Genomic DNA, 18566 nt, shown 5'->3' with positions numbered 1-18566 from the left:
CGCAACGCAACCGACCATGGCTATGACAATGCCTGAACAACCATCGCCATCAGCCTATCACTTGGTGCTTCAATTGGAGCAGCGGTTTGACGCTTTGCTTGGCACCATTGAAGCTGCCGTGTCGCTTTACGAGCAGCAGCATCCAGCTTCATGGGTATTTAATCAGACCACGCCCAGTCATCATTGGTTACGCGAAGCGCTTTTCGATATGTGGCACGAGCAGGATCAAGATGGTCGTGAGACGCGCAATTATATTGCCATTGTGGCAGCGAACGACGAACTGTTATCGGCGATAGATGACGTTAACCACTCTAAAGCCCGTTTTAGTGAACTTCTGCAACATATTAAAAAGGCTTTTCCCCAGACGCTGAGTGAGGCAAAAAGCCGCCTGCCACAACGCCATCCCCATGTTGAAGAAGTGCTTCGTCGCAAAGGGCTTGCCCGCTTGCACCTTAAGCAGTGTTGGCGGCAATTACCCATCGCTCAAGCGCCAGTCTCACGCGTTCGCTTTGCGTGGTATAGCAGTGGTCGCTCTATAAAGCGTCTGACCGTTCAGGAGGCAGAATTTAAGCTTTTAAAGCTCGATACAGATGCACCGCACATCCGTATTCAGCTTCGCAAACTAGCGGGTATCCCCAGCGGCGAAGTGCTCGCTCAGGTGCAAACGCAGGCTCCCCTTATGCGAGCCAATCTATTCTTTACCGAGCCACTCGATGATGGGCATACAAGACGGGCGCTGAATGCCGCTATGCCTATTTTTGTACCAGACAATAACCAGCGATTACCGCACATTAACCTGCCCGCTTCACAGCCCCCCACCACCCGCACAAGAGCTCGGCGACGCGATGAGAAGCTTGAGCAGGACGTGTTTTTGCCCAGCTTACGTATTTATCGCTACCGGTAGGATTTACCAAAGGTTAGCTATCGGGCACTGAATCCTGCTGCCACAGCCCGTAGCCAAGCAGCGTTTCAATCAGTTCGGCCAGATCATAGTGGTCTACGCCATACTCATTCACTAAAGCTTCAAAGCGCTGCCTGAAAACACGATCAAGCTCCTCTTGCTGTTCCCTCTGCTTTGTATCTACATCATCTTGCTCCAATGCCGCAAGCGACCGTACCGGCGGTCCCGTCGGTATATCAAAGTCACTATCAGGATCGTCTAACTGACGTAACGCCTGCGCAAAGGCATCGTCTAATTCACGAAATTTACGCAGCTTCTCACGCTCATCTACCGGCTTTTGAACCTTTTGATATTTCATCGATGTTTCATTTACACCTTACTTGAAATGGTCGACAGGACTATCAACGTAGCATTTTCCGCAAAAACTGTGCACAAACGCGTAAAGATAACGAGCAAACTTGCCTTTGCCCCCCAGTTACCAGCATAAAGGCAACAACATTAGGCATCCCAGGGTGACAAGCACATTTATCAAATACGCCACAGTCAGCGATAACTCAAAAAATCATGTTTAGCATCAACGTACCCACAAGTAGCCTGAACAGAGAGTCAACTCTCATCTGTACGCTGAACGTTAGCTCTTCAGCTAGGTTACCAACACTAACGCACTGGGAGAGTGCATTACAGGCGAAACAAGCACGACCTGTATGATTCACGTATGAGAGGCCAGATAATGTTCAACGCGATGACACGAGCTGAGATCTGGCTACAGGATACTATTGATAAGCCACTCGGTATCGAAGACCTTGCTAACCACATAGGGTATTCGTCTTCTCAAGTTCGGCGACAATTTCGCCAAAGCTTCCACATTTCACCTAGCGCCTATCGTGAAAAAAGACGACTTGAACGCGCGGCTGTATTATTAGCGCTTACGCCTCTCAATATAGCGCAAATTGCGATACGTTGTGGGTATCAAAATCACTCATCTTTTTCACGCGCATTTCAGCGTCGTTATCAGTTCAGGCCACGTAATTTTCGGCAAATACTGAAAAACTCTCTGAATCGTTCAGTACCGCATCAACCTTTCACAACTGGCATCAAAAAAACGAGTAATCGACAAATGATTCTAATGCGCCTCTACCAAGCTCCTGAGCATATTGAGGGGCTAGGGGATGCACGTTACCACAACAAGCAGCTAGCCTGCTTACAGGCGCGATTACGCCTATCTAAGACCATTATTGCACTGCCCGACATGCTAGCGAACAAAGTGGATGCACTGAATAACGAATCTTTTCATTCTTACCGTACAGATGTTGGCCTGTACCTTGAGCGGACAGACAATGCTAAAGACATTGCGTTACCGGTTCCGTATCGACGGGTCGACATTCCAACCCACTACTATGCAAGCACGTGTTTTAAAGATTTAGCTAAGCTAAATGGTGCATTGACGCACACAATTACACATTTGCTTCACAAACAAAATAGCTACCATGTAAGTGGCCACTCACCTCAAGTCTTGTGGCAAGCAAATCATTTAGAGCTTCGGATCCCGCTGATAAGCCAACAGCACTGATAAGGTTTTAACGGCATAGCCGAGTGCACGTAATAAAAAACCGGCATTTCTATAGAGAAATGCCGGTTTTTAAATTACTTAGTCTTCCATGCGTACCAGCCAGGATTCAACGGCTTCATCACCATGCTCGTCCTTCCAGCTACGCAGACCTTTGTGATTACCACCACGGGTCTCAATGACTTCCCCAGTTTTAGGGTTTTTGTAAATCTTAAGACGACGCTTACGACGAGCATTACCACTTGCCGTCGTTTTACCGCTACGCTGTTCGGAAGCGGGATCTAATAAAGCAATGACATCACTCGGACGCTTCCCGAATTCAGTCATCAGCGCTTCAAGTTTGGCTTTAAATTCTAACTCGCTCTTAAGGCGCTGGTCGCCTTCTAAGCGCTGAAGATCTTCTTGAAGCTGCTTTAGCTGCTGTTCTTTTTGGATATATTCGTTAAGTAATGACATCGGGGTTCCTTTAGTATCGTTTCCAACTGAACGGGGTTCAACTGAAAAAGGTTCAACTAGTATAGGTGCTGACTTGGCGACCTTGGCACCCACTAGTTCAGAATGCTGGGACATTATTCCTGTAAAAAGAGTAACTGACAACAGTCTAGTTGATTTTCACTCAATTACTAATCGTTTTTAAAACCACAACTGCTATTAAAAATAGTGTTAACCCTAATAGACCATGGACTCTGAGCTATCTATTCGGCTATTAGAAACACACCAAGATTACAAACAAAAGCGCCGCCCATAAGGGCGGCGCTTTTACAAACCAATGACTAATTAATAATTAGTCTTGGCCCATTTGCTGCTTGATCAAGTCACCGATAGTGGTCGGACCACCCACTGTTTCGGGCTCTTGCTCACGCATCTTCTTCAGGTTCTGACGAGTATCGTCTTGATCTTTCGCTTTTACCGACAGGTTAATCTGGCGGCTCTTGCGATCAACACTGACAATACGCGCTTCGACGCTGTCACCTTCATTCAGAACATTGCGCGCGTCTTCTACGCGGTCAGCACTGATTTCAGACGCTTTCAGCACAGCAATAACGTCAGTCGCCAATTCAACTTGAGCTTCTTTAGCATCAACTTCAATAACGCGACCCGTTACGATGCTGCCCTTATCGTTGACTGACAAGTACTCAGCAACGGGGTCAGAATCCATCTGCTTGATGCCCAGCGAGATGCGCTCACGCTCAGGATCAATAGACAGGATAACGGCTTCAGCTTCATCGCCTTTCTTAAAGCTGCGTACGGCTTCTTCGCCAGTATCAGTCCAAGAAATATCAGATAGGTGAACCAGACCGTCAATACCGCCTTCAAGGCCGATAAAGATACCGAAGTCAGTAATAGACTTGATGGTACCTGAAACGCGATCGCCTTTGTTGTAGTCAGTGTTGAAGGTTTCCCACGGGTTAGCGGTACACTGCTTGATACCCAGAGAAATACGACGACGCTCTTCGTCGATGTCCAACACCATGACGTCAACATCATCGCCCACTTGAACGACTTTAGACGGATGGATGTTTTTGTTAGTCCAGTCCATTTCAGACACGTGAACCAGACCTTCAACACCCTCTTCCAGCTCGGCAAAGCAACCGTAGTCAGTCAGGTTAGTGACGACAGCGTGTACTTTCATGCCTTCCGGGTAACGCTCTTTAATGTTGACCCACGGATCTTCGCCCAACTGCTTCAGACCCAGTGAAACGCGATTACGCTCACGGTCAAACTTCAGAACCTTGACGTTGATCTCGTCGCCAACAGCAACGATTTCGGACGGATGCTTAATACGCTTCCACGCCATGTCTGTGATGTGCAGCAGGCCGTCAACACCACCCAGGTCTACGAAAGCGCCGTAGTCTGTCAGGTTCTTAACGATACCCTTAATCTGCTGACCTTCTTGCAGAGTTGCCAGCAGCGCTTCGCGCTCGGCACTATTCTCTGCTTCCAGAACCGCACGACGTGATACCACAACGTTGTTACGTTTCGGGTCAAGCTTGATGACTTTAAAGTCCAGCTCTTTATTTTCCAGGTGCGCAGTGTCGCGAACTGGACGAACGTCAACCAACGAGCCAGGCAAGAAGGCACGGATAGAGTCAACTTCAACAGTGAAGCCGCCTTTAACCTTACCGTTGATAACGCCCTTGATGATTTCGTCTTTCTCGAAGGCTGCTTCCAGAATCTTCCAAGCTTCTGCGCGCTTGGCTTTTTCACGGGACAGACGAGTTTCACCGAAACCATCTTCAACGGCTTCAAGTGCAACGTGCACGTCGTCACCGATAGCGATGTTCAGGTTGCCGTGTTCATCGCGGAATTGTGACGCCGGGATCTGACCTTCAGATTTCAGACCAGCGTTGACAGTAACCCAGTCACCGTCAATGTCGACAACTTGAGCCGCGACAATAGCGCCTGGCTCCATGTTGATGTCGTTAAGAGACTGTTCAAACAGCTCAGCAAAGCTTTCGCTCATGGTGTTCCTACGTAATTACGTTGTTGAGGCATAAATGCCTTCTCCGCACCACCAGCAAGTGCGGGCCTAATGTAACTCAGCCTTTGGGGGTGTTAACGCTGGTTAGACCTGACCGGGCTCACCGATGTGAGTTTAGTGCCCTGCCACGTCGTGACACCTATCCAAAAGCGCCGCAAGGGAGAATCACACGCCGCTTACCAGCCCTCTTTGGGCGAGCAGTTCGGTCAGTCGATCAACCACTTCCGGTATACTCAGACGCGTGGTATCAAGCGTAATGGCATCATCTGCCGGCTTGAGAGGTGCCACGCTGCGCTGCGTGTCGCGTGCATCGCGTGCCTGAATCTCCTTCAAAAGACTCGAAAGACTAGCATTCACCCCGGCTTCCTGCAACTGCAGATGACGCCGACGCGCCCTTTCATCGGCACTTGCCGTCAAAAAAATCTTTAGCGGGGCATCGGGAAAGACCACTGTTCCCATATCGCGCCCATCCGCTACCAACCCTGGCGTTTGGCAAAAATCACGCTGGCGCTGCAGCAGCGCTTCGCGTACGGCAGGCAGCGCCGCTACTTGCGATGCTCGCTCACCCGCCTGCTCGGTACGAATCACCTGGCCAACGTCTTCTCCTTCTAGCAGCGTACGCGGCTGTCCATCTTCAACTGGAAAGGCGACGTCCAACTGCTCCGCTAGGCGGGCAAGCCCAGCCTCATCGTCAACAGCTACGTTATGCTTCACGGCTGCTTGAGCCGTCAGCCGATAAAGTGCACCACTATCCAGCAAATGCCAGCCCAGGCGTTCCGCCACTAAACCACTAATGGTGCCTTTACCCGCACCGCCAGGGCCATCAATGGTGAGCACTGGAACAGCTAAGGCGCGATCATTCATGCGCACCCTCCACGCTAACGCTCATGCCAATGCGCGTGGCTAATTCAACGAAATCAGGGAAAGAGGTCGCCACATTGGCGCAGTCTTCAATCTCAATTTCTGCACTCGCACGCAGCGATGAAATCGCAAACGCCATGGCAATACGGTGATCGCCCAGGCTATCGACACGCCCACCGCCGTAGCTCGCTTTTTGCGCATCGCCATTGCCAACAATATCGATACCGTCTTCTACGACGGTGTGCTGTACACCTAACACAGCCAAGCCATCCGCCATCGCCTGGATACGATCAGACTCTTTGACGCGTAGCTCTTCAGCACCTCTAAGACGGGTCACACCTTCGGCATTAGCGGCGGCAATAAACAGCGCAGGGAATTCATCAATTGCCAACGGCACTTGCTCTTCAGGGATATCAATTCCTTTCAGCGGCGCGTAGCGAATACGAATATCAGCCACCGGTTCACCGCCCACTTCGCGCTCATTCTCAAGCGTTAAATCCGCGCCCATCAGGGTAAGAATATTAATGACGCCAATACGTGTGGGATTAATACCCACATGCTCAAGGGTAATATCTGCTCCTGGGGTAATCGCTGCGGCAACTAAAAAGAACGTTGCAGAAGAAATATCAGAAGGCACATCAATCGGGCCCGCTGTTAGCTTACCGCCACCCAGCAGCCAGCAGGTATCGCCTTCACGGGAAACCGCATAGCCAAAACCATTGAGCATGCGCTCGGTATGATCGCGGGTCGGCGCAGGTTCACGCACTCGGGTTTCACCCTGGGCGTATAACCCCGCCAGCAATAAACAGGACTTAACCTGGGCACTGGCCATGGGCATATCGTAATGGATGCCTTTAAGATCAGCGCCACCGTGAATCTTCAGCGGCGGCCGCCCACCCTCCGCAGTATCAATGGTGGCCCCCATTAGGCGTAGCGGGTCAGCCACGCGCCCCATCGGACGTTTGCTCAGCGACTCATCGCCGGTCAGTTCGCTATCAAACGCCTGACCCGCGAGCAGGCCGGAAAACAGCCGCATGGCGGTGCCCGAGTTGCCTACATAGAGCGGACCTGCGGGCGCTTTTAAGCCGTGCATCCCTACACCATGAATAGTGACTTTCCCCTGATGCGGCCCTTCAATCGCCACACCCATTTCGCGAAACGCCTGTAGCGTCGCCAAGCTGTCTTCGCCTTCCAGAAAGCCTTTTACTTCAGTGACACCCTCTGCCAGTGCACCCAGCATAATGGAGCGGTGCGACATGGATTTATCACCGGGAACGCGTAAACGTCCCTGGGCTTGACCGCCCGGCTGCACACGGTAGGTAACCTTACCTTGTGGTTGCATATGGTATTCCGCCTGGTAACTGGTTTTGTTCAATAAAGAGTCGAAATAGTGCCGAGCATGGCTTGCCCGGTCAAAGGTGGCTATCAGCGCATCGCTATCCCCGGTTTCGACTGCATGACGCAAACGCTCAAGTCCTGCTTCAAAATCATCCAGCGATGCCAATACCGCCTGCTTATTAGCGATAAAAATATCTCGCCACATGACCGGATCGCTACCCGCGATACGAGTGAAGTCGCGAAATCCGCCGGCCGCGTAACGAAAAATATCCAGCCGCTCATCCTGACGGGCTAGCGTGTCCACCAGTGAAAATGCCAGCAGGTGGGGCAGATGGCTGGTACGCGCCAACACCTGGTCATGGCGTTCTACGTCCATTTCCAGCACATCGGCGCCACAGGTTTCCCATAAGCAACGCACGCGCTGCAAAGCATCACGATCAACGTTAAGCTCAGGTGTCAAAATAACCTTATGGTCTATATACAGACGCGGATTCGCCGCTGCAACGCCGCTTTTTTCTGAACCGGCAATAGGATGACCCAACACCATATTAGTGGGCACCTGGCCAAATACACGCTGAGCGCAAGCGCGTATAGTCGCCTTGGTACTACCGACATCGGTAATCACAACGTCAGACGATGCATTAGGCAGCGCTTCGGCCAAGCTCGCCATCACGCTCTCCATGGCGAGCACCGGCACCGCCAGCACTACCATGGTAGCGCCGCTGACTTGTTCAGCTAGGTGGGTACCCCCCGAGTCGATCAGTCCCATCCCAATGCCGCGAGCAATCTCACTTTCATCAGGATCACAGGCAACAATTTGCCCCTGAAACCCGGCTACGCGCAACGCTGCCGCCAGCGAGCCACCAATCAACCCCAGACCAACAATCAATAGACGCGATTCATGGCAGCCTGATGTTGTAACACCATCTTCGACCATTAACGTCACAGCACGCCTATGGGGTAAGAACCCAGCACACGTAAATCCGCCGCCCGCAGCTGCACCTCTTCAAGCACTGCTGCAACTTTGGGCTCATCACGATGGCCTTTAAAGTCGATAAAAAAGACGTAGTTCCACACACCCGTGCGCGAAGGACGTGTTTCAAGGCGCGTCAAATCAATTTGGTGGCGATGAAACGGTTCAAGCAGAGCATGGAGAGTACCCGGCTGATTACGCATAGCGACGACAATGGAGGTTTTGTCTTCGCCCGCCATAGGCACATCCTGGTTACCAATAATCAAGAACCGCGTTGAGTTATCCGGGCGGTCTTCAATTTTTTCCGCAATATGCTCAAGACCATATAGCTTCGCCGCCATATCGCCCGCAATAGCCGCGCTATGCCACTCGGTTTTAACCAGCTTAGCCGCTTCGGCATTGGAAGAAACCGGCACACGCTCAGCATGAGGATAGTGGGCATCGAGCCATTTCCGGCACTGACCGAAGGATTGCGGGTGAGAATAGATACGCGACACTTTATCGCGGCGGGTCGTTTCACTGACCAACAGATGATGGTGAATACGCAGCACCACCTCCCCGCAAATTTTGATAGAGGAGTCCATAAAGGTATCAAGAGTGTGATTGACCACCCCCTCGGTGGAATTCTCCACCGGTACCACGCCGTAGTGCACGGCGCCCGCCTCTACTTCACGAAACACTTCATCAATCGCCGCCATGGGCAAACTAACCGCACTTTCACCAAAGTGCTTGAGCGCCGCCTGCTGAGTAAAAGTGCCCTCAGGGCCCAAATAGGCCACTTTAATAGGCTGCTCTAATGCCAAACACGCCGACATGATTTCGCGAAACAAGCGTGCCATCTCTTCTGAGTCAAGCGGGCCCTTATTCAGCGCCATAATGCGTCGCAGCACCTGCGCTTCTCGCTCAGGGCGATAGAACACCGCATCTTTATCCTCGGCCAGCTTTACATGGGCCACTTGCTGGGCACAGTTGGCCCGCTCACTGATCAGATTCAGAATATCGCTATCGAGCTGATCGATTCGCTGGCGCAGCTCATCCAGATTGATCGACGTGTCGGACATGATGATTAGCCCCTTGTTTGTTCAAAATCCGCCATAAATGCAATTAAGGCATCTACCGCAGACTCAGGCACCGCGTTGTAAAGACTGGCGCGCATACCGCCCACGCTGCGGTGGCCTTTTAAATTGAGCAGCCCCGCCGCATCGGCTTGCTGTAAAAACGCTTTATCCAGCGCTGAATCGGCTAATACAAAAGGCACGTTCATTCGCGAACGATTGGCTTTAGCAATTGGGTTACTATAAAACTCACTGCCATCAATCGCCGCGTACAGCTTATCTGCTTTACGCTGATTGATAGCGTCCATCGCCGCCAACCCGCCGATATCGTCTTTCAGCCACTGGAATACCAGCCCAGCTAAATACCAAGCGTAAGTCGGCGGCGTATTGACCATCGAACCGGCTTCCGCCAGCATTTGATAATCAAATAGCGAAGGAATATTTGCCTGAGCCTTGCCTAACAGGTCGTCACGCACGACCACCAGCGTTAAGCCGGCGGGGCCAATATTTTTCTGTGCCCCAGCGTAGATCACGCCGAAATCGCTAACGTCGATCGGTCCAGAAAGAATATTTGATGACATATCGCAGACCAACGGCACGCTCGCACCATCGGCACGCTGAATATGAGGCGTATAATCAAATTCCAAGCCACCAATTGTCTCGTTAGAGGTGTAGTGCAAATAGGCAGCATCTGCGCTTACCTGAAGCGCATCACGCGTGGGTACCGCCGTATGGCCGTTAGGCTCGCTGCTGGCAACCACATGGCAATCAAAACCAAGGCGTTTGGCCTCTGTCAGCGCTTTCTTGCCCCAAATGCCGGTCTGAATAAAGTTGCCACTGCCGCCCTGCCCCAAAAGGTTCATCGGTAACATGGCAAATTGCAGGCTGGCACCGCCCTGCAAGAACAGCACTTTATAATTATCCGGCACGCCTAGAAGCTGACGGAAGTCAGCTTCTGCGCGCTCGGCAATACCGATAAACTCATCGCTGCGGTGGCTCATTTCCATCACGGAAAGACCGCGCCCCTGGTAGTCCAGCAACTCTTCCCGGGCGCGTTCCAGTACGGCTACTGGCAGGGCCGCAGGCCCTGCGCAGAAATTATAATGACGTGTCATCAGTCCCCGGTTCCTGTGCGTCATCGGATGATTCACTCGTCTGAACGTCTTCAGGTCGCTCATCAAGGCTAGCTTCGGCACCCTCTGCGAGACCAGTCAGATCGACTTCGGCGGGCTCATCAACACGAACGGTTTTGACTAATTTTTCTTCTTTACCCAGACGAATCAACATCACGCCCTGGGTATTACGCGAGGTGGTTGAGACCTCTTCAACACGCGTACGCACTAGCGTGCCACGGTCAGTGATCAGCATCATTTCATCGCTGTCATAAACCTGCATCGCCGCCACTAGCGAACCGTTACGCTCGCTGGTTTGCATGGCGATAACACCCTGACCACCACGACCACGCAGCGGGAACTCTTCCAGGCGCGTGCGCTTACCATAACCGTTCTCACTGGCGGTCATAATGTAGATCTGACCATCGGCGGTTTCGGTCACGACGCTCTCTTGCACGCCATTCTGAGTTTCCTCTTCAGCGTCCGCTTCGGCATCAATTTGCTGGCTCTTGGGAATAATCAAGCTGATGACTTCTGCATCGCCGGCCAAGCGCATACCACGCACACCGCGAGCAGTTCGTCCCATGGCGCGGGCTTTACCTTCTTCGAAGCGAATGGCCTTGCCGTTAGACGACAACAGCATGGCATGGTCATTACCGGTGGTAATGGCAGCGCCCACTAAACGATCACCCTCTTCAAGATCAATGGCGATAAGACCCACGCTACGCGGGCGGGAGAACTGTTCAAGACTGGTGCGCTTGACGGTGCCTTTAGCCGTCGCAAAGAAGATATAGTGCTCAGGATCGTAGTCACGTACTGGCAGGATGGCGTTAATTGCCTCACCCTCTTCCAGCGGCAGCATATTGACCAACGGTTTGCCTCGCGAGCCACGGCTGGCGTTGGGCATTTCGTAAACTTTCAGCCAGTATACTTTGCCGCGATTGGAGAACAGCAGCACGGTGTCGTGTGTAGACGCAACTAGCAAGTGCTCAATCACATCTTCATCTTTCATTGCGGTAGCAGACTTACCGCGCCCGCCACGGCGCTGGGCCTGATAATCAGACAGCGGCTGCGTCTTGGCGTAACCAGAGCGCGACACGGTCACGACCATGTCTTCTTCAGCGATCAAGTCTTCAATCGACAGATCCAAATGGCTGGCCTGGATTTCAGTGCGGCGATCATCGCCAAACTGATCACGCACGGCGTGCAGCTCTTCCCGAATCACTTCCATCAACCGATCAGGCGATGCAAGAATCTCAGTAAGCTCAGCAATTTTCTCAAGAATCGTCAGGTATTCATCGAGCAGCTTCTCGGTCTCAAGCCCCGTCAAACGGTGCAAGCGTAACTCAAGAATCGCTTGTGCCTGGGCGGGCGATAGTCGATACGACGTGGCAGCGGTATTTAGACCAAAGCCCTCTTCCAGCTCTTCTGGCTTGCAAGAGGTAGCACCCGCCCGCTCCAACATGGCGGTCACTTGGCCGGGCTGCCACGTCTTGGCGAGCAGCTTTTCACGCGCTTCTGCCGCATTGGGCGAGGCTTTAATCAGCTCGATCACTTCGTCGATATTCGAAATAGCGACGGCCAAACCTTCCAACAAATGACCACGCTCACGGGCTTTTTTCAGCTCGTACAGCGTACGCCGGGTCACCACTTCGCGCCGGTGGCGGATAAAGGCTTCCAGCATCTCTTTAAGATTCAGCGTACGGGGCTGGCCATTTTCCAGCGCCACCATGTTAATCCCGAACACGTTCTGCAGCTGTGTCTGAGCAAACAGGTTATTGACCACTACCTCGCCGGACTCGCCACGCTTAACTTCAATAACCACGCGCAGGCCATCTTTATCCGACTCATCGCGCAGCTCAGCGATGCCTTCGATCTTCTTCTCTTTCACCAGCTCGGCAATTTTCTCAATTAACCGCGCTTTGTTCACCTGATACGGCAGCTCACTAACAATAATGTGATCGCGACCGGTTTTATCATGGTGCTCGATGGTGTGGCAGGCACGAACATAAATACGCCCACGGCCGGTACGATATGCCGACAAGATACCCGCGCGACCATTGATTATCGCCCCAGTGGGGAAATCAGGCCCGGGGATGTATTCCATCAGGTCATCCACCGTCAGCGTGTAGTCGTCGATTAAGGCTAAGCAGCCATCAATCACTTCACGCATGTTGTGCGGTGGAATATTGGTTGCCATACCCACCGCGATACCCGATGAGCCGTTGATCAGCAAATTGGGCGTTTTGGTCGGTAATACCGCAGGAATACGTTCGGTACCGTCGTAGTTATCGACCCAGTCGACGGTATCTTTTTCCAGGTCAGCGAGCAGTTCGTGGGCAAGGCGCGACATACGCACCTCGGTATAACGCATGGCAGCCGCGTTATCCCCATCAATAGAACCGAAGTTACCCTGGCCGTCGACCAGCACATGACGCATCGAAAAGTGCTGAGCCATCCGTACGATGGTGTCGTAAACCGCGCTATCGCCGTGCGGATGGTATTTACCGATGACATCGCCGACGACACGCGCCGACTTCTTGTACGGTTTATTCCAATCATTACCCAGTTCATGCATGGCAAACAGCACACGCCGGTGAACCGGTTTTAGGCCATCGCGCACATCAGGAAGCGCGCGGCCGATAATGACGCTCATCGCATAGTCGAGATACGACTGTTTAAGCTCGTCTTCAATATTGACGGGCAAGATTTCTCTGGCGATGTCACCCATGAAAGTCAGATCCTTTGCACTGCATTGGCACTGCGAGAGTTGAAAGCGCTTAAAAACACCGTCCCTAAAAACTTAGTGGAACGGCGCGCAAATACTTCGCCATCATACCACTGCAAAAGCAGCAAGGGCAGCCAGGGAGCTCACCAAAGCCATTTAGGGGGTAAATGCCTCTTTCGCCAACGTTAATGCAGCCAACGCTTCACGCACCTCGCCGTCAATGGCAGCGGCCTTGTTAGCTCGCATATCCAGAAGCACGAAGGTCAAATCTGCCTGAGCGATGACGGTACCGTCTTTGCGCACGATACGGTGGTGACAGAGGCCGCTGCGTTCCCCGACGTCGACGATACCCGTCATAATTTCTAAATCATCGCCGTGACGTGCCGCGGCCAAATAGTCAATATTCAAGTTAACCACCACAAACGCTCGGCCAGCCTGATGGAGCTCTTTGATCATCGCTGGGTGTTGATCGAAGTAATCCCAACGACCCTCTTCCATAAACTCCAGGTAGCGAGCGTTATTCACATGACCATAGCCATCCAAGTGATAGCCACGAACGCGCAATTGAACCCGCGATAGCGATGTACTCATTACTGCTCCTATTGTTCAGTTAAACAATGCTATTAATTGGCAGATAGTATTTAGCTGGCAAAACCTCAATCAAACACAAGTTTGAAACACGTGCAACAGAGACGATTAGTGGCATCCGCTGGTAGGAATGCCCCTCTTTCGCCATAATGTGCCACCTTTTGAACAGGATTGGCCTCATGTGGTTTAAGCACTTGCATTTATACCGCCTGCACGACGCGCCCGAGTTAACCAGCGATGCGCTCGCTAGCGCTTTACAAGAGCATGCCGCCAAACCACTCGGCAACGCCGATGCACGACGCCTGGGCTGGACAGCCCCGGCTGGACGTATGGGCGGCGGGCAATTAGTGCACGAAATTCAATCGCACCGCTTGCTTTCCGTCCTTCGCCAAGAGCGGCTACTGCCTGCCTCGGTAGTAAAAGAAGAGGTCGACGAGCTCGTCGCCGATATCGAAGCCAGCGAAAGCCGTAAAGTAACCCGCAAAGAAAAAACCGCGTTTAAAGAGCAGGTCACTGAAAATTTGCTGCCTCGCGCCTTTGTGCGCAGCCAGAAAATTGATCTTTGGTGGGACACTAAAGGCCAGATGATTGGTATCAATGCCAGTTCGCGCACCCGTGCCGAAGATATCCTGGACTTGTTACGCGAGACACTAGGCAGCTTGAAAGTCACCCCATTGAGTTCACAAACATTGCCTATTCGAGCCATGACTACCTGGCTAGGTGATGTGGCTAGCCGCCCTGCCGATCTGCAGTTGGGTGATCAAGTCGAACTCAAAGCGAAAGGCGATGACGGTGTGCTTCGCGCTCGCCAAGTCGATTTAGACAGCGATGAAATTCAGCAGTTACTCGAAAGCGGCCGCCAAGCCAGCAAGCTCGCTATGAGCTTAGAAGGCCGGTTAAGCTTCGTGCTGCACGATGATTTGGCGCTGAAATCATTGCGCTTTGGCGATGCACTCATTGAAGAAGCCGACCACGCGGACGACGGTGACGATGCGCTCGCCCGCCTGGAAACAGACTTTATTTTAATGGCGCAGGCGCTATCTACCGATATTCCACGTTTAATAGAGTGGCTCGGGGGCGAAACGCAGCGGGAACCCGCGGCGCAGTAAGGAATCTATAGCTCTTCGACCTCGATGCTATTAATCGATACCTACTCCTAATCACCCATGGTTTATCATCAAACGGTTCGCATGACTCATCACAATAACGCTACTAACGTCTCTACCGCGACAGACCCGTGGGCTGACATTCGGCCCTTTATGGATCATGAAGTAGCCGAGGTTCTTGCTAGGCTCTCACGGGACAACGAATTGCTCGATGCCCTCACCCGCTTTCGGCTTCCCCGCTTGGCGCGCTGGGCGCCGTCATTGGCGCGTGGCTTTGCCAGTCGTGCGGTCCGCCGTGAAGTGAAAGGTGTTACATCGGTTTACGAATTTCAAATGCGCATTGCTCATTATATGGAGCGCATGATCCGTACCACGACCGATGAATTTGACGTCACGGGGCTTGATAAGCTCGACCCTAAAGGCGCTTACCTCTTCATTGGCAACCATCGCGATATTTCGCTGGATCCTGCTTTCGTCAACTATGCGCTATATCAAGCAAACCGCGACACTGTTCGCATTGCCATCGGTGACAATCTGCTCAAAAAGCCCTATGTCACCGACCTAATGCGACTCAACAAAAGCTTTATTGTGCCACGTAGTGCACGGGGCAAGCGGGCAATGCTGGCAGCGTATCAACAGCTTTCAGCCTATATTCGCCACACTATTACCGAAGACCAGCACTCAATTTGGATGGCCCAGCGTGAAGGCCGTGCAAAGAATGGCATCGACCATACCGAGCCCGCTATTATCAAGATGTTAACCATGGCCAGGAAAGCTTCAGAGCGCGACATGGTGTTTGGTGATGCGATTGCCGAGCTGAAACTAGTGCCAGTATCGATTAGCTATGAATACGATCCCTGCGACGTGCAAAAGGCCCAGGAACTGCACGATATTGATACGCAAGGCGGCTATGCCAAAGGTGAGTTCGAGGATATTCGTTCCATTGTGGCGGGCATTACCGGTTCTAAAGGACGCGTGCGGCTGCACTTTGGTACGCCGGTCGGCGCCGATATGGCGACGCCCGATGAGGTAGCCGCAGAGATTGATCGTCAGGTGATTGGCGGATATCGCCTCTTCCCTAGCCACTATTTAGCTCTTGAAGCATTGGGCGAAGCACCGGAACTGGTAGCGCGTAAAGCGATTACTAAACAAGACAGGGAGCGTTTCAATGCGCGACTTGCCGATGTACCTGAGGCGTTAAGGCCATACTGGCTTGCCCAGTACGCGAACCCCGTCAAGCATAAGGCCGGTCGATTGACGCTCTAAACCAGCGCTTTAATCTGCAGGTTTAATGCCGTGCAACTCATGCCCGTTGGCAGAAAAAATGCTATGGTCAACGCATTGATCGGTTTCGCTTGACCCTGTCGTCATTCGCGATCCTAAGGAGACTCCCATGTCCGGTTCAGAAATCCAGAAAACACGCGTCATCAATGAGCTGCGTGGTTTTATTCGCAAATTGCTACAAGACCCCAAAATTCTTGAGCAATCTCTTGTGATTGCCAGACAGCAGCTGACCGAAGGCAATAGCCCTGCGACCATGGCACGCATAGCTAACGAAATTTCAGACACCACCAGTGTGCATATACCCGAAGACCCTGCTGAGCACTCTGAGGCTGATAAGCTTTTTTTAGAATTGCTGCGCGAAGTGGTTCAAGAAGAGCAAGCGCTGTATTAATCGTTGCTAGAAAGTAACGCTAACGGCGAAGCGTTTAGCGACTTCGCCGTCTTCTTTGTTATTGCCTGACTGGCACCCATATTCACTCGGAATTAACCTTCACCATGTCTACTACCGCCACGCGCAATATTTTGGTGACAAGCGCGCTCCCTTACGCCAATGGAGCCATTCACCTCGGTCACTTGCTTGAGTATATCCAGACTGATATCTGGGTACGTTTCCAGAAAAGCCGTGGCCAGCAGTGCTACTACGTATGTGCCGATGACGCCCATGGCACCGCTATTATGCTGCGTGCGGAACAGGAAGGTATTACCCCTGAAGCGCTGATCGAACGGGTTTCCAATGACCACCAATTGGATTTTGCTCGTTTTGGCGTTGGGTTCGACAACTACCATTCGACGCACTCCACTGAAAATCGCCACTTCAGCGAGATGATCTACAAGCGCCTGCGCGATAAAGGCCATATTGCCACTCGCGATATTGAGCAAATGTTTGATCCGCAAAAGGGATTGTTTTTAGCCGATCGCTTTATTAAAGGGACCTGCCCTAAATGCGGTGCCGATGATCAGTACGGCGATAACTGCGAGAAGTGCGGCGCTACTTACACGCCAGCCGATTTAATCAATCCTGTTTCAGCGATATCTGGCGCTACGCCAGAGGTTCGTACGTCAACACACTACTTCTTTAAGCTTCCCGACTTTGCCGACTTCTTAAAGCGCTGGATTGATGACGGCCACGTTCAGCCGCAAATCCGTAATAAGTTGATGGAGTGGTTCGAGTCTGGTTTTAACGAGTGGGACATTTCCCGCGACGCGCCCTACTTTGGCTTTGAAATCCCCGACGCCCCCGGCAAATACTTCTATGTATGGCTGGATGCACCGATAGGCTATCTGGCCAGTTTCAAGAACCTGTGTGACCGTGAAGGTATCGACTTCGACAGCTACTGGAAGAAAGGCTCTGATGCCGAGGTGTATCACTTTATCGGCAAAGATATTGTCTATTTTCATGCGCTGTTCTGGCCTGCCATGCTGCATGGTGCTGACCTGCGCACGCCGACGGCCGTTAACTGCCACGGATTCCTGACGGTAGACGGCGCCAAGATGTCGAAATCTCGTGGGACTTTCATTAAAGCTGCCACCTACGCCGATCACCTGAATCCTGAATACTTACGCTACTACTTTGCCGCCAAGCTTACCTCAAAAGTTGATGATTTGGATTTAAACCTGGAGGACTTTGCCGCCCGGGTAAATTCAGATTTAGTCGGCAAAGTCGTCAACATTGCTAGCCGCTGCGCCGGTTTTGTTAAAAAAATTGGTGGTGGCACTCTCTCGGCTCACTGCTCAGAACCGCAAATGGTCGCCCGCTTTATTGCCGCCGGTGATGATATTGCTGAAGACTTTGAAGCCCGCGAATTTAGCCGGGCAATGCGTAAAATTATGGAGTTGGCAGACGAAGCCAACACCTATATTGCCGATAAAGAACCCTGGGCACTGGCCAAGCAAGATGGGCGCAACGCTGAAGTGCTTGAGATATGCTCGGTCGGTATTAATCTGTTCCGGCAATTGATGGTGTATCTAGCCCCTGTTGTTCCCAAGATGGCCGAAGAAGCGCGGGAGTTCTTGAATGTCGCGTCTCTTGACTGGCACACTCGTCAAACGGTTCTGACCGATCACTCGATCAACAAATTCAAACCGCTGATGACCCGCGTAGAGCGCGATAAGATTGATGCCATGATTGAGTCGTCCAAGGAAGATCTGGTGGAAGAGCAAAAACTGAAAGAGGTGCCCAAAGGCCCGCTGGCGGAAGACCCCATTGCCGATGAAATCGACTTTGCCGCCTTTGCCAAGGTCGACCTACGCATTGCGCGCATTGCAAAAGCCCAATACGTGGAAGGCGCCGACAAGCTGCTGCAATTAACCCTCGATCTGGGTGGCGAAACCCGCAATGTCTTTTCAGGCATTCGCTCTGCCTACGCGCCAGAAGCTCTGGAAGGCCGCTTAACGGTCATGGTCGCCAACTTAGCGCCGCGCAAAATGCGCTTTGGCGTATCGGAAGGCATGGTACTAGCCTCTGCAAATGAAGAAGGCATCTATTTGCTCTCACCCGACACCGGTGCTGAACCGGGCCAGCGGGTCACCTAATCACAATAGAGTCTTGTCAAAGGGGCAGAGGCTAAACAC

Annotated in this window: 15 protein-coding genes; 6 read left to right on the top strand and 9 right to left on the bottom strand. The window is 52.2% G+C overall.

The features are described from left to right. Positions 1–16: 16 nt before the first annotated feature. On the top strand, positions 17–904 hold the full coding sequence (locus AC5TBW_RS08420) for a DNA replication terminus site-binding protein (RefSeq protein WP_495511622.1): 888 nt from the start codon (positions 17–19) through the stop codon (positions 902–904). Between the two features lie 13 nt (positions 905–917). Here AC5TBW_RS08420 and AC5TBW_RS08415 read toward each other — a convergent pair whose 3' ends face one another. Continuing rightward, positions 918–1259 carry a hypothetical protein gene (locus tag AC5TBW_RS08415; RefSeq protein WP_495511621.1) on the bottom strand — a complete coding sequence of 114 codons (342 nt, stop codon included), beginning with the start codon at positions 1257–1259 and terminating at the stop codon, positions 918–920. A gap of 372 nt (positions 1260–1631) precedes the next feature. Here AC5TBW_RS08415 and AC5TBW_RS08410 point away from each other — a divergent pair, with 372 nt between their 5' ends. Further along, complete coding sequence (locus AC5TBW_RS08410; RefSeq protein WP_495511620.1) at positions 1632–2471, top strand: helix-turn-helix transcriptional regulator; 840 nt, start codon at positions 1632–1634, stop codon at positions 2469–2471. A gap of 78 nt (positions 2472–2549) precedes the next feature. Here AC5TBW_RS08410 and AC5TBW_RS08405 read toward each other — a convergent pair whose 3' ends face one another. From AC5TBW_RS08405 to AC5TBW_RS08370, 8 genes are all read right to left on the bottom strand, one after another. After that, positions 2550–2924, bottom strand: coding sequence for a histone-like nucleoid-structuring protein, MvaT/MvaU family (locus AC5TBW_RS08405; protein WP_495511619.1), 375 nt, complete (start codon positions 2922–2924; stop codon positions 2550–2552). A gap of 328 nt (positions 2925–3252) precedes the next feature. Beyond that, entirely contained in the window at positions 3253–4932 is a 1680-nt protein-coding gene (rpsA, locus tag AC5TBW_RS08400) for a 30S ribosomal protein S1 (protein WP_495511618.1), read from the bottom strand. Positions 4933–5115: 183 nt separating this feature from the next. Further along, entirely contained in the window at positions 5116–5814 is a 699-nt protein-coding gene (gene cmk, locus AC5TBW_RS08395; protein ID WP_495511617.1) for a (d)CMP kinase, read from the bottom strand. Beyond that, on the bottom strand, positions 5807–8086 hold the full coding sequence (locus tag AC5TBW_RS08390) for a bifunctional prephenate dehydrogenase/3-phosphoshikimate 1-carboxyvinyltransferase (RefSeq protein ID WP_495511934.1): 2280 nt from the start codon (positions 8084–8086) through the stop codon (positions 5807–5809). The genes cmk and AC5TBW_RS08390 overlap by 8 nt, the downstream gene beginning before the upstream one ends. A 5-nt stretch (positions 8087–8091) precedes the next feature. Then, positions 8092–9183 (bottom strand): prephenate dehydratase, encoded by a 1092-nt coding sequence (gene pheA / locus AC5TBW_RS08385; protein ID WP_495511616.1) that lies wholly within the window; start codon positions 9181–9183, stop codon positions 8092–8094. Positions 9184–9188: 5 nt separating this feature from the next. Beyond that, on the bottom strand, positions 9189–10292 hold the full coding sequence (gene serC, locus AC5TBW_RS08380) for a 3-phosphoserine/phosphohydroxythreonine transaminase (RefSeq protein ID WP_495511615.1): 1104 nt from the start codon (positions 10290–10292) through the stop codon (positions 9189–9191). Next, entirely contained in the window at positions 10276–13020 is a 2745-nt protein-coding gene (gyrA, locus tag AC5TBW_RS08375; RefSeq protein WP_495511614.1) for a DNA gyrase subunit A, read from the bottom strand. Before gyrA ends, serC begins: the two co-directional genes overlap by 17 nt. A 153-nt stretch (positions 13021–13173) precedes the next feature. Next, positions 13174–13608, bottom strand: a complete 435-nt coding sequence (locus AC5TBW_RS08370; protein WP_495511613.1) for an acyl-CoA thioesterase — start codon at positions 13606–13608, stop codon at positions 13174–13176. 176 nt (positions 13609–13784) lie between these two features. Here AC5TBW_RS08370 and AC5TBW_RS08365 point away from each other — a divergent pair, with 176 nt between their 5' ends. The 4 genes from AC5TBW_RS08365 to metG all read left to right on the top strand — a co-directional run bounded on the left by AC5TBW_RS08365 (position 13785) and on the right by metG (position 18527). Next, positions 13785–14714, top strand: a complete 930-nt coding sequence (locus AC5TBW_RS08365) for a recombination-associated protein RdgC (protein ID WP_495511612.1) — start codon at positions 13785–13787, stop codon at positions 14712–14714. An 81-nt stretch (positions 14715–14795) separates the two neighbouring features. Further along, the gene (locus tag AC5TBW_RS08360) at positions 14796–15977 is read left to right on the top strand and encodes a 1-acyl-sn-glycerol-3-phosphate acyltransferase (protein WP_495511611.1); all 1182 of its coding nucleotides are present in this window, start codon (positions 14796–14798) and stop codon (positions 15975–15977) included. 127 nt (positions 15978–16104) lie between these two features. Then, on the top strand, positions 16105–16386 hold the full coding sequence (locus tag AC5TBW_RS08355) for a hypothetical protein (protein ID WP_495511610.1): 282 nt from the start codon (positions 16105–16107) through the stop codon (positions 16384–16386). 104 nt (positions 16387–16490) lie between these two features. After that, positions 16491–18527, top strand: a complete 2037-nt coding sequence (gene metG / locus AC5TBW_RS08350) for a methionine--tRNA ligase (protein WP_495511609.1) — start codon at positions 16491–16493, stop codon at positions 18525–18527. The last annotated feature ends 39 nt before the right edge of the window (positions 18528–18566 follow it).

Source organism: Vreelandella sp. ssv, from assembly GCF_059448525.1.
The sequence above is the reverse complement of the archived record's forward strand: the minus strand, read 5'-3'. Positions and strand labels throughout refer to the sequence as shown.

What these genes read in the sequence shown, in the direction of transcription:
- AC5TBW_RS08410 (WP_495511620.1), top strand. Translation starts at nt 1,632, where the DNA reads ATGTTCAACGCGATGACACGAGCTGAGATCTGGCTACAGGATACTATT.
- AC5TBW_RS08405 (WP_495511619.1), bottom strand. Translation starts at nt 2,924, where the DNA reads ATGTCATTACTTAACGAATATATCCAAAAAGAACAGCAGCTAAAGCAG.
- AC5TBW_RS08415 (WP_495511621.1), bottom strand. Translation starts at nt 1,259, where the DNA reads ATGAAATATCAAAAGGTTCAAAAGCCGGTAGATGAGCGTGAGAAGCTG.
- cmk (WP_495511617.1), bottom strand. Translation starts at nt 5,814, where the DNA reads ATGAATGATCGCGCCTTAGCTGTTCCAGTGCTCACCATTGATGGCCCT.
- AC5TBW_RS08420 (WP_495511622.1), top strand. Translation starts at nt 17, where the DNA reads ATGGCTATGACAATGCCTGAACAACCATCGCCATCAGCCTATCACTTG.
- pheA (WP_495511616.1), bottom strand. Translation starts at nt 9,183, where the DNA reads ATGTCCGACACGTCGATCAATCTGGATGAGCTGCGCCAGCGAATCGAT.
- AC5TBW_RS08355 (WP_495511610.1), top strand. Translation starts at nt 16,105, where the DNA reads ATGTCCGGTTCAGAAATCCAGAAAACACGCGTCATCAATGAGCTGCGT.
- AC5TBW_RS08365 (WP_495511612.1), top strand. Translation starts at nt 13,785, where the DNA reads ATGTGGTTTAAGCACTTGCATTTATACCGCCTGCACGACGCGCCCGAG.
- AC5TBW_RS08390 (WP_495511934.1), bottom strand. Translation starts at nt 8,086, where the DNA reads ATGGTCGAAGATGGTGTTACAACATCAGGCTGCCATGAATCGCGTCTA.
- gyrA (WP_495511614.1), bottom strand. Translation starts at nt 13,020, where the DNA reads ATGGGTGACATCGCCAGAGAAATCTTGCCCGTCAATATTGAAGACGAG.
- AC5TBW_RS08370 (WP_495511613.1), bottom strand. Translation starts at nt 13,608, where the DNA reads ATGAGTACATCGCTATCGCGGGTTCAATTGCGCGTTCGTGGCTATCAC.
- AC5TBW_RS08360 (WP_495511611.1), top strand. Translation starts at nt 14,796, where the DNA reads ATGACTCATCACAATAACGCTACTAACGTCTCTACCGCGACAGACCCG.
- metG (WP_495511609.1), top strand. Translation starts at nt 16,491, where the DNA reads ATGTCTACTACCGCCACGCGCAATATTTTGGTGACAAGCGCGCTCCCT.
- rpsA (WP_495511618.1), bottom strand. Translation starts at nt 4,932, where the DNA reads ATGAGCGAAAGCTTTGCTGAGCTGTTTGAACAGTCTCTTAACGACATC.
- serC (WP_495511615.1), bottom strand. Translation starts at nt 10,292, where the DNA reads ATGACACGTCATTATAATTTCTGCGCAGGGCCTGCGGCCCTGCCAGTA.